The following is a 14,837-nucleotide window of genomic DNA, read 5'->3' as shown; positions in this document are numbered from 1 at the left end:
GCAGCGGGAACAGTTCTGATGGCGACCGGGTTGGCACTGCCGTATTACTTGATACGTCAAACAACCACGGAGGAGCCCCGTGCCGCCCACCTCACGCCCCTTGCGCAAGCTCGGCTTCCTGACCATCGGCCTGTTCGACGAGTCGGACCCGCGCCGCGGCCACGAGTCCACGCTGGAGATCATCGAACTGGGCGAACGGCTCGGCTTCGACAGCGCATGGCTGCGCCACCGCCATCTCCAGTACGGCATCTCCTCCCCCGTCGCCGTGATGGCGGCCGCCTCGCAGCGCACCAGCCGTATCGAACTCGGCACGGCGGTCATCCCGCTCGGCTGGGAGAACCCGCTGCGCCTGGCCGAGGACCTGGCCACGGTCGACATCCTGTCCGGGGGCCGCATCAACCCGGGCGTCAGCGTCGGCCCGCCGATGCACTACGACCAGGTCAAGCAGGCGCTCTACCCGGACACGGCGGACACCGAGGACTTCTCCTACGAGCGGGTGCGGCGGCTGCTGGACTTCGTGCGGGGCAAGAGCGCCACCGACTTCAGCGGCATCGAGGGCTTCGAGGTGTTCTCCGACCGGGTCCAGCCGCACTCCCCCGGCCTCGGCCGCCGGCTCTGGTACGGCGGCGGCAGCCTGAGTTCGGCACGCTGGGCCGGCGAGCACGGCATGAACTTCCTGACCAGCAGTGTCGTAAAGGCCGAAGGAGCCGATGGGGACACGGACTTCGACTTCGCGCAGATCCAGCTGTCCCACATCCGCGCCTTCCGCGACCGCCACCCCGACGGGGAGGCGGCCCGCGTCTCGCAGGGCCTGGTCGTCATCCCCACCGACTCCGCCTCGCCCGAACAGCGGGCGAAGTACGAGGAGTTCGTGGCCAAGCGCACCCCTCGCACGACGTCACCGCAGGGTCCGGCCCGGCTGCTGTTCGCGCCGGACATCGTCGGCACCTCCGAGGAGATCGCCGAACGCCTCCACGCGCATGCCGCGTTCCGCGAGGTGGACGAGGTGGCGTTCGCGCTGCCGTTCACCTTCGGGCACGAGGACTACGTGCAGATCCTCACCGACATGGCCACGAAGCTCGGCCCGGCGCTGGGCTGGCAGCCCGCCGGCTGAGGTCACCAGCGGCCGGGCTCGGTCCCAACCACCGGCTCCGACGGTTTGCCGTCCACGCCGACGGGGACGTCGCCCGTCAGCATCACCCGGTGCATGATCCGGGGGAAGTCCAGGTGGGCGTTGTCGCTGGGGGCGAGGTGGATGGTGGCCCGGTTGTCCCAGAAGGCCACACTGCCCGGCTCCCAGCGGAACCGTACCGTGTACTCGGGCCGGACTGCTTGCTCCAGCAGCATGTCGAGGATCGCCCGGCTCTCCGGGCGGGAGACGTCGGTGATCTGCTCGAGGTAGTAGCCGTTGACGAACAGGATCCGCTCCCCCGTCTCCGGGTGCACCCGCACCAGCGGGTGCACGGAGGCGACCTGATGGTCCAGCAGACGGCGCAGGTAGGCGTCGTCGCCGGGCCGCGGCTGGTAGCCGACGCCGAGCCGGTGCTCGGCGCGCAGCCCGTCGACGAACTCCCGCACGGGAGCGGACAGTCCGGCGTATGCGGCCGCGAGGTTCGACCAGGTCGTGTCGCCTCCGTACGGCGGTACGGTCTCGGCGCGCAGGATCGTCGCGGCCGGCGGGTCGATGCGGGCGCCGTGGTCGCAGTGCCAGCCGCGCAGCAGGGTGTGGCGGCGGCGCTGCAGCCACTCGTCGTGCTCCATGCCGAACTTCCCGCCCAGCTCCAGCCGGTCGGCGGTCGTCTCCACCTCGGGGAAGTCCGGCGGCGAGGCGCTGCCGCGCTTGCGCAGCACGACGGGTTCACCGAACCGGCGGGCGAAGGCCACATGACCGGTGTGGTCGAGCCGCTGCCCGCGGAAGAACACCACCTTCCAGCGCAGCACCGCCGCCCGGATCGCGGTGACCACGGCGTCGTCGAGGTCGCCGGCCAGATCGACGCCGGTGATCTCGGCCCCGATGTGCCCGGCGACCGGGTTCACCTCGATCCCCGCGCCCCGTGCAGCGTCCGTCACCGTGTCCCGCTCCGTCGTCATACGCGCTCCGATGCTCGGCCCGACCGGCGCCGCTCGGCCGGTCCCTCATCCGATCTTCGCAGCGAGCCCTGCAGTACGACGACCGCGGCGCCCCGAGAGGTGCCTACGGGGGCTGATTCCAGCTGGCCCTCCTCTCAACCACCGCCCGCCGGACGCCTCGTACGGACCGGATCCGGGACCCGCACGGCCCTCTCACACCGTGAACTCCCGTATCACCGTGTTCCGGAACACCGCCGTTCCGTCGATCGTGAACAGGGCGAGCCCGGTGTCGACCAGGTACGGGAACACCTCGCTGGAGTGCACGTACCGGCCGTCGTCCACGTACATCTCCACGGACGTACGGTCGACGAGGATGCGAAGCTTCACCGTGCCCGCCGAGCGGTCGAACGGGGAGTGGCTCTCCTGCCACTTACCGGACGAGTCGGGGTTGACGGTGTTGCGGCGGTTGAGGAAGGCGTAGTCGGCGTAGATGCCGGCGTCGATGTGCCGGCCGCCGTCGGGTGAGCGCCTCAACTGCATTCCGGCGCCGGTGAGTTGGTCCCAGGTGATCTCGGTTGTGAGCTCGTAGGAGATGCCCTTGTAGTCGAGCACCTCGGTGCCGTTCACACTCACGTCGCCCAGGTTCACGGTGCGGGAGACGTATGCGTCGAGCCCGGAGACGGGCCGCGAGGCGAGGTAATAGGGGCCGGAGGAGCCGCGCTTCAGGGTGATCTCGCGGACGATCGAGTCCGTGCCGTTGAAGCCGTCGCAGTCGATGGTCGGCGTGATGTTGGCGTAGTCCCAGTTGTTCAGCCAGCCGATCGCGTAGCGGGCGCCCGAATCGAGCGTGCCGTTCGCGTCCCGCTTCTCGAGGGTGACCGCGCCGTACCAGTCCCAGCCGTGGTCGAGCCACTGCGGGTCGGCGGCGTCCGCGGTGAACGCGCTGCCGTCGAAGGAGCCCGTCCAGTACGCGTACGTGTTGGGCAGCCCCGAGCCCTTGCCGTTCGCGCTGACACCCAGCACCCACTTCACCGCACCGTCCCCGGCGGTGATGCGGAACAGGTCCGGGCACTCCAGCGTGCCGATACCGTCCTTGACGAAACCACCGGCGTACGTCCACGACTTGAGGTCGTCCGAGTGATAGAAGCCCACCTTGGTGCCCTCGGCGAGCGCCATCACCCAGCGGTCGCGGTCCTCGTCGCGGATCACTTTGGGGTCGCGGAAGTCGGCGCCGGCAGCCGGGCTGGGCAGCACCGGATCGGTGCCGTGGTTGGTGAAGGTGCGGCCACCGTCGGTGGAGTAGTACAGGAACTGCGCCTGGTGGTCGGTTCCGCCGCCGGGCGACATGGTGGCGATGACGATCACCGCGCCCGCGCCGAGACCGGCCGTGTTGTCCGTGTCCACCACCGCCGAGCCCGACCAGACGTCACCGTTGACGGTCGTGTCCTTGGGCACGGCGACCCCGCGGTCAGTGAAGGAGACCAGGTCGGAGGTGGTGGCCAGGCGCCAGGCCGTGCCCACGGCACCGGTGGGGTAGTCCGCGTTGTACAGGTAGTAGTAGTGGTACTCGCCGTCGATCCAGACCGGGCGCTGCGGGTCGTTCTTCCAGGCGTCCGGGACCGTGAAGTGATAGGCGGCGCGATAGCTCGCGCAACTCGCCCTGGACGCCTTGGGTTTGGCGGCGGCCCGCGCTGCGGGCAGCAGGGTGGCGGCCCCGCCGGCGGCTCCGGCCAGCAGCGCTCTCCGGGACATTCGACGCGTCACTCGTCGTTCCTCTCGTCGAAAGGCGGCTCATGTGATGCAGGACTCTGGGACCTAACTCGTTAAAGGTCAACCCTCCGGGACCCTTGACACAGCCATGCCGCGCTTCCCATCATCTGGGCGTCAACCCTGATCTAATACGAGTTAGGCACGTTGGATGACCGACTCGCATCTCACCCGCCGCACCCTGCTGAGGTACGGCGCCTACGGGGCGGGAGCCGCCGCCCTGGCCGGCACCGCCGCAAGCTGGAACCGGCTCACCGGAGCCGACATCCCCGGCCGCGACGACGGCTCCCTCGTCGTCGCCACCCTCGGCCCCGCCTACGGACCGGAGGCCATCCGCACGCTCACCGAGGGCTTCCAGCAGGTCCACCCCGACATCAAGCTCCGCATCAACGCCGTGCAGGCCGTCGACTGGTCGGACTTCTTCGCGAAGATCCTCACGCAGATCGCGGCGGGCACCGCTCCCGACCTCGTGTACGTCGCCACCGAGGGCGTCCAGCTGTTCGCGCAGCGCCTCGGCGTGCCGCTGGACCGCTGGGTGAAGCGGGACGCGGCCGAGCTGAAGGAGTACTTCGCCGACGTCCATCCCTCGCTGGTGGAGTCGATGATGTACGAGGGGAGCCTGTACCAGCTGCCGGTCGAGTTCAACGCGGCCGACATGTACCTCAACAACCAGGTCCTGAAGCGGGCGGGCGCGGACTTCCCGGCGGCCGACTGGACCCGCGACGACTTCACCGACCTGCTGCGGGACATGAAGAAGTCCAGCGGCTCCCAGTTCACGCCGTACTTCTGGACCAACCGGCTGTGGGGCGGCGTGGTGCCCTGGCTGTTCGCGAACGACACCAACCTGCTCGCCGAGTCCAAGGCGCCCGGCGGTTCCTGGCTGTGGGACGGCTTCTACCCGGCCGCCGAGCGCGTCGGGCGCGGCGGCGGCTTCCGCTGGACCACGCCGCAGGCCACCCATGAGCGCGTGGAGGAGGCGTACGACTATCTCGCCTCCCTCATCCAGGAAGATCTGTGCACCCGGCCCGAGGGCGGCAACGGCCAGAACCTGGTAGGCGTGTTCTCCACCGGCCGGGTCGGCGTCACGCCCGCGGGCGGCTTCTGGGCGGGCGGACTGCATCTGGCGGGGATGCAGGCCGACGGCTACGACGTGCAGTACTTCCCGCGCTGGCGCACCCAGCGCATGCAGTTCGGCGCGGCCGGCTACGCGCTGCTGCGGACCTCCAAGAAGCAGGACGAGGCCTGGGAGTTCATCAAGTACGCCGCCCGCAAGGACACCCTCACCGCGCTGTTCGCCACCAACCAGACCACCCCGGCGCGCCGTTCGCTGCTGACCGCCGCCCGCTACCGGCAGACCGGCCCGGCGCACTGGCCGGTCTTCTACGACACCCTCGACAAGTTCCCCGACACGGGACCGATCCCCGCGCCGCCGCAGGTCGCCGAGGTGACCGACGTCCTGCTCAAGCACACCGGCACCGCCCTGGCCTCACCACGGGCGGTGCGCCGCGCACTGCGCCGGATGCAGGGCGACCTGGAGAAGGCCATGGAGCGTGAGGTATGACGGACACCCGGACAGTCGAGCCCGCAAGGACGTTGCCGTCTCCAGCGGTGGTCACACGCCCCTCTCGCCGCGATCGCGGCACCCGGCTGCTGGCCACGCTGTTCCTGGCGCCCACGATCGTCGGCATCGTCGTCTTCACGGTCGTGCCGATCGTCGGCTCGGTCGTGCTCAGCTTCTTCCACTGGAACGTGATCGACCCGCCGAGCTTCGCGGGGGCCGCCAACTACCGGGAGATGATCCACGATTCCACGGTGCTGGTGTCCTTCCGCAACACGCTGCTGTTCATGGTGTTCGCGGTGGCGCTCCAGCTGGTGATCGCCCTGGCGCTGGCGCTCGCGGTGAACGGGCGGATGCCCCTGTGGCTGCGGTCGGTGTTCCGCTCGGCGTTCTTCTTCCCGCTGGTGCTGTCCGCGGCGTCGATCTCCGTGGTGATGAAGTACCTGTTCAACCAGGACTTCGGGGTCGTGAACTGGCTGCTCGGACTGGTCGGGGTCGCGCCGGTGCCGTGGCTGACGTCCGAGAACGCGGCGATGGCCACAGTGATCCTGGTCTACGTGTGGCAGCAGTTCGGGTTCTCCTTCCTGCTGTTCGTCGGCGGCCTGAACAACATCCCCAAGGAGGTCCACGAGGCCGCCTCCCTCGACGGCGCGACCGGCCTGCGCAAGCACCTGCACGTCACGCTGCCGCTGCTGTCGCCGACGCTGCTGGTCGCGACCGTGGTCGGCGTCATCAACGCCCTGCAGGTCTTCGAGCAGCCGTACGTCCTGACCGACGGCGGGCCCGGCGACTCCACCCGCACCGTCGTGATGGTCATCTACGAGACCGCGTTCGAGCAGTTGCGCTTCGGTGAGGCGTCCGCGGTGGGCGTGCTGCTGTTCGTGCTGATCATGGCGGTGACCGCCCTGCAGTTCCGGCTCAGCCGGCGTTTCGTCCACTACCAGTGAGCCGGGTGACCTCCATGAGCCAAGCAACCCTGTCCCTGAGCCGTGCCCGGCACTCGCTCGGGCCATGGGCGCGGATCACCGCCCTGGCCGTGTGCGCGCTGCTGACCCTCGGCCCGGTCATCTGGACCGTGTCCACCTCGCTGCGCACCCCGGCCCAGTCCCTGGACCTGCCCCCGAAGATCATCCCGACACACCCCACGGCCGAGGCCTACCGCGGGGTGTTCGACCAGATAGACGTCTGGCTGCTCGCCCTCAACTCGACACTGGTGACCGCGCTGATCGCGGTCGGCCAGATGATCACCGCCGGTCTTGCCGGATACGCCTTCGCACGCCTCGAATTCCGTTTCAAGAAGCCCCTGTTCGGGCTGGTGCTGGCGACGATGATGGTGCCGCTGCAGGTGACCATCGTGCCGGTGTTCCTGGTGCTGAAATCGATGGGCCTGACCGACACCCTGCTCGGCCTGATCGTCCCGGCGTTCCCGACCGCGTTCGGCACCTTCCTGATGCGCCAGTACTTCCTGGGCATGCCCAAGGACCTGGGCGAGGCGGCGATGCTGGACGGTGCCGGACCCTGGCGGATCTTCCGCTCCGTGTACGCACCGCTGGCCGCGCCCGGCCTCGCGATCGTCGGCGTACTGGCCTTCAACTACCACTGGAACGAGTTCTTCCGGCCACTGATCCTCGAGACCTCCGGCCAGAACTACACGCTGCCGCTGGGCCTGGTCTCCCTCCAGGGCAACCTCGGCACCGGCTCCATCTCGGTGGTCCTCGCCGGTGTCGTCCTCTCCATGATCCCCGCCGTCGCCGTGTTCGTCGTCGGCCAGCGCCCTCTGCGCGAGGGCATCACGTCCGCAGGAGTCAACCGTTGAACCAAGACCCCAACGCACCGCGTTTCAGGGTCCGTCCGCCCGCCAACTGGCTCAACGACCCCAACGGGCCGTTCCGTTGGCGGGACCGCTACCACCTCTTCTACCAGCACAACCCCGACGCGCCGGTGCACACGAACGTCCACTGGGGTCACGCCTCCAGCGCCGACCTCGCGCACTGGGAGCACCACCCGATCGCGCTCACCCCGACCCCCGGCGGCCCCGACGAGACGGGCTGCTGGTCCGGCTGCGTGGTCGACGACGACGGCGTGCCGACCGCCGTGTACACCGGCGTCGATCGCCACCACACCGGCCTGGGCGCCATCTGCCTGGCGCGGGCGGTGGTGCCGGAGGACGAGACGCTCACCGACTGGAAGCCGCTGCCAAAGCCGGTGGTGACGGGCCCGCCCGCCGACCTGGACGTGGTGATGTTCCGCGACCCGTTCGTCTTCCGCCACGGCGGCCGGCGGTGGGCGCTGGTCGGCGCGGGGCACGCCGACGGAACACCGTCGGTCCTGCTGTACGACTGCGACGACCTGGCCGACTGGAGGTTCGCCGGGGTACTCCTCGACGGCAACGACCCTGTCGCGGCCGATGTCCTCGGCGACAAGGCGGTCGGCTGGGAGTGCCCGCAGCTGTACGCGACGGCGAGCGGCGACTGGGTCCTCGTGCTGTCCCTGTGGGACGGCGACCCGTGCGCCACCGGCTATCTGACGGGGCGTCTGCAGCCCTACGGCGACAGCGAGTTGCGCTTCGAGGCACGAACCGGCGGGCGGCTCGACCACGGGCGGGACTTCTACGCACCCGCCGTGCTCCAGGAGCCGGACCGGGCCCTGATGTGGGGCTGGTCCTGGGAGGCCCGCACCCAGAACGAGGTCGACCGCACCGGGTGGGCCGGGGTCCTCACCGCGCCGCGGGTCGTGGACGTACATCCGGACGGCGCACTGCGCGTCGTACCGGCACCCGAACTCCAACTCCTGCGTGCAGCCGAGCCGTTCGTGACCGCACCGGGCCACCAGGTACCGCTCCCCCGGTCGTACGACCTGACCGTCACCGCGCACGGGCGGACCACCGTGAGCCTGCTGCGGTCCGTCTCCGGCGCGCGGCTCACGGTCCGGCTGGACCCGGACGAGGGCACGGTGACGCTGGATCGCGGTGACTGGCCGCGGGCGAGGCCCGACGAGGCGGCGCCGATCGTGGTGCGGGCGCCCGGCCGACAGCTACGGGTACTCGTCGACGGTTCGCTGTTCGAGCTGTTCGTCGACGACCGCGCGACGGTGACCGAGCGGGTCTACCTCCGCCCGGACGACGTGCCCGAGCTCGTCGTGACGGGGGACGCCGACGCCGTCACCGGGTGGGAGCTGGTCCCACCGACGCACGGCTGATCACCGGGCAGGCGAGGCGCCGTGCGGTGGCGGGCGGCGTCCGTCCGGTGTCGATGGCGTCGAGGAGCAGCCGGGCGGCGGCCTCGCCCATCGCCCGGTGCGGCAGCGCGACGGTGGTGAGGGCGGGGGTCAGGTACGCGGCCATGTGCTCCTGGTCGTCGTAGCCGACCACCGACAGCTCGCCGGGGACGGCGATGCCGAGCCGGGCCGCGGCGTGCAGGACGCCCGCCGCGACCCGGTCGTTGTAGCAGAAGATCCCGGTCGGGCGGCGGTCGGCGGAAACGCCTTCGAGGATGCGCAACGCGCCCTCATGGCCGGCCGAGATCTCGCCGCCGCTGCGCACCACCCAGTCCTTGGGCAGGGTGATCCCCTCGGCCCGCAGGGCGTCCCGGAAGCCGCGCAGCCGTTCGGCCGACGCGATGTCGTCCTGGCCGCCCACCAGGGCGACCCGCCGGTGCCCCTGCTCCAGCAGGAGCCGGGCGGCCGTACGGCCTCCGGCGCGCTCGGCGGGGATCACGGAGGGCAGCGAGTCGTCCTCGGGCAGGCAGTTGGCGAGCACGGAGTGGGTACGGTGCAGGCCCTCGGGGACGCGGACACGTCGTAGCGACATGGCGGCGTAGATGATGCCGTCGACGCGCCGGTCCAGGAGCTCGGCGACCGCCGCGTCCTCCTTGGCCGGGTCGCCGCCGGAGTCGACGGTCAGCACGAGGTGGTCGTTGTCCCAGGCGGTCTCCATGGCACCGCGCAGCAGCCGGCCCGCGAAGGGCGAGGAGGCGATCTCGTCGGTGACCAGGCCGATCACGGCCGTACGGCGGCGGCGCAGACCGCGGGCGACGGGGTCAGGGCGATAGCCGAGCCGGGCGGCGGCCTCGCGGATGCGTTCCTGGGTGGCGGGAGAGAGGTTGCCCTCGGCGCGCCCGTTGAACACGAAGGACACCGCGGTGTGCGACACACCCGCGAGCCGCGCGACGTCCCGTGACGTGGCACGCCCGGATCCCGACACACGCCTGTCCTCGGCCCTGTCCATGCCGTGCGCTGCCCTCATCCCCCATCCGCCCGAATGTGATCACCGCTCACCCTATCCTTGACCGCTCGCCTCTCCTAGGAAAGGGATTCCAGGCTCAGGCAGCCCAAGTGCACGGCCCGGCCGTGTCCCTGGAAGTGAGGCAGCCTCCCCTACCCTGCTGCACAGGAGTCCGAATCCTCCCCAGCCCGAAGGCCGGGGCGTCCTCGGAAGGATCACGTGATCAGCATCCCCACGCACACGCTCAACGACGGTACGAAGCTCCCCGCCATCGGCCTGGGCACCTGGCCGATGAGCGACGCGGAGGCGGAACGCGCCGTGTCCGAGGCCCTCGGCCTGGGCTACCGCCTGGTCGACACGGCCACCAACTACCGCAACGAGACCGGAGTCGGCCTCGGCGTCGCCCGCAGCGGCGTCCCCCGCGAGGAGGTCGTGGTCACGACGAAGCTCCCGGGCCGCCACCACGGCTACAAGGAGACCCTCACCTCCTTCGAGGAATCCCGCCGCCGGCTCGGCCTGGAATACGTCGACCTGTATCTGATCCACTGGCCGCTCCCCCGCATCGACAAGTACGTCGACTCCTGGCGCGCCATGATCAAGCTCCGGGAGGACGGCCTGGTCCGCTCCATCGGCGTCTCCAACTTCACCGCCGAGCACATCGAACGGCTCGAGAAGGAGACCGGCGTCCTGCCCTCCGTCAACCAGATCGAGCTGCACCCATTCTTCCCGCAGGACGAGCTGCGCGCCTTCCACACCGCCAAGGGCATCCTCACCGAGAGCTGGAGCCCGCTCGGCCGGGGCACCGACCTGCTGGACGACCCCGCCGTCACCGGAGTGGCCGACGCGCTCGGGGTGACGCCGGGGCAGGTCGTCCTGCGCTGGCACACCCAGCTGGGCGCGGTGCCCATCCCGAAGTCGTCCGACCCCGAGCGGCAGCGCGCCAACCTCGACGTCTTCGGCTTCGAACTGGACCCCGACCAACTGCGGGCCGTCGGCGACCGTACCCACCGGCGCGTGGGCGGGGACCCAGAGGTGCACGAGGAGTTCTGAGCCGCCGGCCGGGTACTCGGGCGCCGCGGAAACTGGGCGCAGGGAAGGAGCCGGAGGTGGCCGAGCACCGGCTGCGGGACTATCACCGCAAGCGCGACTTCGGGCGGACCGAGGAGCCACGCGGAGGATCCGCGACCTCGGGCGAGGAACCCCGGTTCGTCGTGCAGATCCATGACGCCAGGACCATGCACTTCGACTTCCGGCTGCAGGTCGGCGACGTACTGAAGTCGTGGTCGATCCCGAAGGGCCCCTCCGCCGATCCGCAGGACAAGCGGCTCGCCGTGCCCACCGAGGACCATCCGCTGGAGTACGAGGATTTCGAGGGCGTGATCCCGGAGGGCGAGTACGGCGGCGGCACCGTGATCGTGTGGGACCACGGCACCTATGAACCGCTGAGCCACGACCGCAAGGGACGGCCCGTCGACTTCGAGGAGTCGCTGGAGCACGGGCATGCACGCTTCCGGCTCAAGGGCTCGAAGCTGCACGGCGAGCACGCGCTCACGCGGTTCCGCGGCGGCAAGGACGGTGACAGCGAGCAAGCCTGGCTGCTGGTCAAGGCCGGGGGCGGAAAGTCGCACGACCACGGGTCACCGGATCCGCGCCGTGCCCGCTCGGTGACCAGCGGCCGTACGCTCGCCCAGGTCGCGGCGGCTGCCGAGGAGCAGTGACCCGCGGTGCCCGGCCTCCTGGACTCGCTCCCCGACGGGCAGCGCAAGCCGCGAGTGGATCTTCGAGCGAAAGCTCGTCTGAGGGTCTGTCTGCGGCACAGACACTGAGTGAACTCGCCGCGCCGTAGGACGGATTGACGCGTTCCGGCCCCAACTCCCCCTCCGGGCGCTTATGTTCACGGCGGTACTCGATCTTCGTACCCCGTCCGTCGTCCCTCGTCCCGGGAGGCCCTCCGCATGCGCAACGCGCTCCGTACCGCAGTCGTCGGCACGATCGTCACCGGCACCGTCCTGACCTGCGGCACCGCCGGCGCCACACCTCCCGGTCCGGGGGTGTCCGGAAAGCTGATCAGCACCACCACCATCGGGAACACCGACTACGTCGTCCGGGAGATAACCGTCCCGCCCGGCCAGAGCACCGGCTGGCACTACCACGACGGCCCGGTCTACGGCTTCGTCCGGCAGGGCACGCTCAGCCACTACCACTCGGACTGCGCCGAGGACGGCGTCTACAAGACCGGCACCACCGTCCGCGAGCCGGGCGGGCCGAGCGATGTCCACCTCGGCCGCAACGAGGGCACCACCCCGCTCATCCTCGAAGTGCTGTACGTCCTTCCGCACGGCGCGCCGTACTCGGAGGACGTCCCGAACCCGGGCTGCGACTTCCAGTGATCAGACCGGCGGCAGCGTCTGCTCGGCCCAGATGGTCTTGCCGCGGCCCGTCTGGCGGCTGCCCCAGCGCTGGGTGAGCTGGGCGACCAGCAGCAGACCGCGGCCGCCCTCGTCGAAGGCGTGGGCCCGGCGCAGATGCGGTGAGGTGGAACTGCCGTCGGAGACCTCGCAGATGAGGCTGCGGTCGCGGATCAGCCGCAGCTGCATGGGCGGGGCCCCGTACCGGATCGCGTTGGTGACCAGCTCGCTGACGACGAGTTCGGTGACAAAGGCGGCCTCGTCCAGGCCCCAGGCGGTCAGCTGCTCGGTGGCCGCCTGCCGGGCCGCGGCCACGCGCTCGGGGTCCGGGGTGATGTCCCAGGTGGCGACCCGGTCCTCGCCCAGCGCCCGGGTGCGCGCCACCAGCAGGGCCACGTCGTCACTGGGTTCCTCGGGCAGCACGGCCTTCAGGACCGTGTCGCACATGGTGTCGAGTGTGTCGGCGGGGGCGGCCAGGGCGCGGCACAGTTCGGTGGTGGCGTGGTCGACGTCGCGGTCGCGGTCCTCGATCAGGCCATCGGTGTAGAGCGCGACGACGGACCCCTCGGGCAGCTCCAGCTCCGTCGCCTCGAAGGGCAGCCCGCCGACGCCGAGCGGCGGCCCGGCCGTCATGGGTACGAGGCTCGCGGTGCCGTCGGGCAGCAACAGGGCAGGCGGCGGGTGGCCGGCCGCGGCGAGGTTGAGGCGGCGCGAGACGGGGTCGTAGACGGCGTAGAGGCAGGTGGCGCCGAGCTCGGCGGCCTCGCCGCTCTCGTCCGACGCGAGGTGGGTGACCAGGTCGTCGAGGTGGGTCAGGAGCTCGTCCGGCGGCAGGTCCACGTCCGCAAGGGTGCGTACGGCCGTGCAGAGGCGGCCCATGGTCGCCGAGGAGGGGATGCCGTGGCCGACCACGTCGCCGACGACCAGGGCGACGCGGCTGCCGGACAGCGGGATCACGTCGAACCAGTCGCCGCCGATGCCGACCAGCGAACCCGAGGGCAGGTAGCGGTGAGCCACCTCGACCACGGCCTGCCCGGGCAGTCCCCTCGGCAGCAGACTGTTCTGGAGGGCCAGCGCAGTGGTGCGTTCACGGGCGAAACGACGGGCGTTGTCGATGCACACGGCGGCCCGGCTGGCGACCTCCTCCGCGAGGACGGCGTCGTCACCGCCGTAGTCGTCCGGATTGGCGATACGGACGCCGACGGCGACACCGAGCGTGGTGCCGCGGGCCCGCAGCGGCACCGCGACCATCGAGTGCACGCCCATGCGGTGGGGCCGGCCGGCCGGGGCCCGGGCGTTGCGTTCGGCGACCCACCGCATGAAGTTCGGCTCGCCCGCCTGGCTGACGACAGCCCGCCCGCCGCGCAGCGCCTTCGCAGGCGGCGAGAACGACGGGTAGACGTCCGTCTCGCCCACGTGCACGGCGGCCTCCGGCGTGCCCTCGGTGACGGAACCGTGGGCCACGCGGCGCAGCACGACATCCGCCTCCAGCAGCGCGGGCCGCTCCTCGGCGCCGAGGACCCAGTCGAGCAGGTCGACGCTGGCGAAGTCCGCATAGCGGGGCACCAGGACCTCGACCAGCTCCTCTGCGGTGCGGACCACGTCCAGGGTGGTGCCGATGCAGGCTGCCGCCTCGTTCAGCAGCGCCAGGCGCTCGCGCGCCCAGTACTGCTCGGTGCTGTCGAACGCGGCCAGGGCGACCGCGTGGACCTCGCCGGAGGCGTCCCGCAGCGGCCACATGTCGGTGGTCCAGGCGTGGTCCCGGTTCAGGGCGGGGGCCCCGGTGTAGCTCTCGTACCGGGTCGGCCGACCCGTCTCGGCCACCTGGCGGAGATGGGCCAGGAAGCCACGGCTGTGCTCGGCGTCCTCCACACTCTCCGGGAAGTGCCGCCCCAGCAGAACCTCCTCGGACACCCCCATCACCCGGCAGGCCACGTCATTGAGGCGCAGATAGCGCTGGCGGGTGTCGAACACCGACATGGACATGGCCGCCTGCTGGAACGCCTGGCCGGCCAGGGTCGGCTCGGGGTCTCCGGGAGGCTCTGCGGTGATCATGTAGCCGGCCGGTTCGCCGCCCTCGCCGAGCACCGCGCACGCCCTGAGCGCGAGCGTGACGGACGAGCCGTCGCGGTGCCGCACGATGACGGTACCGTGCAGCGCCGCCAAGCCCTCCGCCGACGGCTCCTCGGCGACCAGGTCCCGCACCGCCCGGCCCACGGCCTCCTCAGCCGGGTAGCCCGTCAGCCGCCGGGCGCCTTCGCTCCACCCGGTCACGATTCCCCGGGCATCGACGATCGCGGCAGCGGGGGCGTGCTCCATAGGCTTCAGGATGGTGCTTTTGTCCCACCGGTTCAACCGGATCCGGCGAAGGGGCACGGCGATGCAGGCCTCAGCAGGAGTTGCGTGTTCGCGCACAGCGACAGGCAGCCCCGACATGAGCAGAAGCAAAGTACCCAAGCATCCGACACAAACGCCCGCCCATGTCCTCGCGCGTCACTAGGCTCGCGGCGTGAAGACCGTCGTGCAGGTGAAACTGACACCGGATGCCGCTCAGGCTTCCGCACTCAAGCGCACCCTGCACACGTTGAACACCGAGGCGAACCGTGTCTCCGCCCTTGGCGAGAAGGACCGCACGCGCAAGGGGCTGCAGACCCTGGCCTACGCCGGACTCAAGGCGCGGGGTCTATCAGCTCAGCCGGGCGTGTCAGTAGCTTTGCGTAAGTCCTTGGGGTTCACCTGGTGTTGAGCCGGTCCTCGAAGAAGAGTGAGAACTGGTTCAGCGCCTTCTTCCAGTGTGCCGCGACGTGGTTGA

Annotated in this window: 13 protein-coding genes; 9 read left to right on the top strand and 4 right to left on the bottom strand. The window is 70.6% G+C overall.

Going from position 1 to position 14,837, the window contains the following annotated elements; all coding sequences use genetic code 11:
* Window positions 1–79 precede the first annotated feature (79 nt).
* The gene (locus ACFY1L_RS54225; RefSeq protein ID WP_388842985.1) at window positions 80–1,114 is read left to right on the top strand and encodes an LLM class flavin-dependent oxidoreductase; all 1,035 of its coding nucleotides are present in this window, start codon (window positions 80–82) and stop codon (window positions 1,112–1,114) included.
* A gap of 2 nt (window positions 1,115–1,116) precedes the next feature.
* Here the strand turns inward: ACFY1L_RS54225 and ACFY1L_RS54220 are convergent, their stop codons facing one another.
* Window positions 1,117–2,091 carry a TauD/TfdA dioxygenase family protein gene (locus ACFY1L_RS54220; RefSeq protein ID WP_388842984.1) on the bottom strand — a complete coding sequence of 325 codons (975 nt, stop codon included), beginning with the start codon at window positions 2,089–2,091 and terminating at the stop codon, window positions 1,117–1,119.
* Window positions 2,092–2,283: 192 nt separating this feature from the next.
* Window positions 2,284–3,822 (bottom strand): glycoside hydrolase family 32 protein, encoded by a 1,539-nt coding sequence (locus ACFY1L_RS54215; protein ID WP_388842983.1) that lies wholly within the window; start codon window positions 3,820–3,822, stop codon window positions 2,284–2,286.
* Window positions 3,823–3,988: 166 nt separating this feature from the next.
* On the opposite strand from ACFY1L_RS54215, the gene ACFY1L_RS54210 reads away from it, so the two are divergent.
* From ACFY1L_RS54210 to ACFY1L_RS54195, 4 genes are read left to right on the top strand one after another with little or no spacing between them, the layout of a single operon-like run.
* Window positions 3,989–5,398, top strand: coding sequence for an extracellular solute-binding protein (locus tag ACFY1L_RS54210; protein WP_388842982.1), 1,410 nt, complete (start codon window positions 3,989–3,991; stop codon window positions 5,396–5,398).
* A complete protein-coding gene (locus tag ACFY1L_RS54205) occupies window positions 5,395–6,342 on the top strand; it encodes a carbohydrate ABC transporter permease (RefSeq protein ID WP_388842981.1) in 948 nt (315 codons plus the stop codon). Before ACFY1L_RS54210 ends, ACFY1L_RS54205 begins: the two co-directional genes overlap by 4 nt.
* A gap of 14 nt (window positions 6,343–6,356) precedes the next feature.
* Complete coding sequence (locus ACFY1L_RS54200; RefSeq protein ID WP_388842980.1) at window positions 6,357–7,211, top strand: carbohydrate ABC transporter permease; 855 nt, start codon at window positions 6,357–6,359, stop codon at window positions 7,209–7,211.
* Window positions 7,208–8,593 (top strand): glycoside hydrolase family 32 protein, encoded by a 1,386-nt coding sequence (locus tag ACFY1L_RS54195; protein ID WP_388842979.1) that lies wholly within the window; start codon window positions 7,208–7,210, stop codon window positions 8,591–8,593. The genes ACFY1L_RS54200 and ACFY1L_RS54195 overlap by 4 nt, the downstream gene beginning before the upstream one ends.
* On the opposite strand, the gene ACFY1L_RS54190 is transcribed toward ACFY1L_RS54195, so the two are convergent.
* The gene (locus ACFY1L_RS54190; RefSeq protein WP_388843010.1) at window positions 8,556–9,620 is read right to left on the bottom strand and encodes a LacI family DNA-binding transcriptional regulator; all 1,065 of its coding nucleotides are present in this window, start codon (window positions 9,618–9,620) and stop codon (window positions 8,556–8,558) included. The two genes, ACFY1L_RS54195 and ACFY1L_RS54190, sit on opposite strands and share 38 nt — an antisense overlap.
* Before the next feature lie 216 nt (window positions 9,621–9,836).
* On the opposite strand from ACFY1L_RS54190, the gene ACFY1L_RS54185 reads away from it, so the two are divergent.
* From ACFY1L_RS54185 to ACFY1L_RS54175, 3 genes are all read left to right on the top strand, one after another.
* Window positions 9,837–10,667, top strand: a complete 831-nt coding sequence (locus ACFY1L_RS54185; protein WP_388842978.1) for an aldo/keto reductase — start codon at window positions 9,837–9,839, stop codon at window positions 10,665–10,667.
* A gap of 56 nt (window positions 10,668–10,723) precedes the next feature.
* Entirely contained in the window at window positions 10,724–11,335 is a 612-nt protein-coding gene (locus ACFY1L_RS54180) for a DNA polymerase ligase N-terminal domain-containing protein (protein ID WP_388842977.1), read from the top strand.
* A 237-nt stretch (window positions 11,336–11,572) separates the two neighbouring features.
* Window positions 11,573–12,007 carry a cupin domain-containing protein gene (locus ACFY1L_RS54175; protein ID WP_388842976.1) on the top strand — a complete coding sequence of 145 codons (435 nt, stop codon included), beginning with the start codon at window positions 11,573–11,575 and terminating at the stop codon, window positions 12,005–12,007.
* Here ACFY1L_RS54175 and ACFY1L_RS54170 read toward each other — a convergent pair whose 3' ends face one another.
* A complete protein-coding gene (locus ACFY1L_RS54170) occupies window positions 12,008–14,344 on the bottom strand; it encodes a SpoIIE family protein phosphatase (RefSeq protein ID WP_388842975.1) in 2,337 nt (778 codons plus the stop codon).
* Between the two features lie 190 nt (window positions 14,345–14,534).
* Between ACFY1L_RS54170 and ACFY1L_RS54165 the strand changes: the two genes are divergently transcribed.
* Window positions 14,535–14,771, top strand: coding sequence for a hypothetical protein (locus ACFY1L_RS54165; RefSeq protein ID WP_388842974.1), 237 nt, complete (start codon window positions 14,535–14,537; stop codon window positions 14,769–14,771).
* Window positions 14,772–14,837: the final 66 nt, after the last annotated feature.

The organism is Streptomyces sp. NPDC001663, assembly GCF_042893105.1.
GTDB lineage: Bacteria > Actinomycetota > Actinomycetes > Streptomycetales > Streptomycetaceae > Streptomyces.
This window is presented reverse-complemented; position numbering and strand designations above follow the sequence as displayed.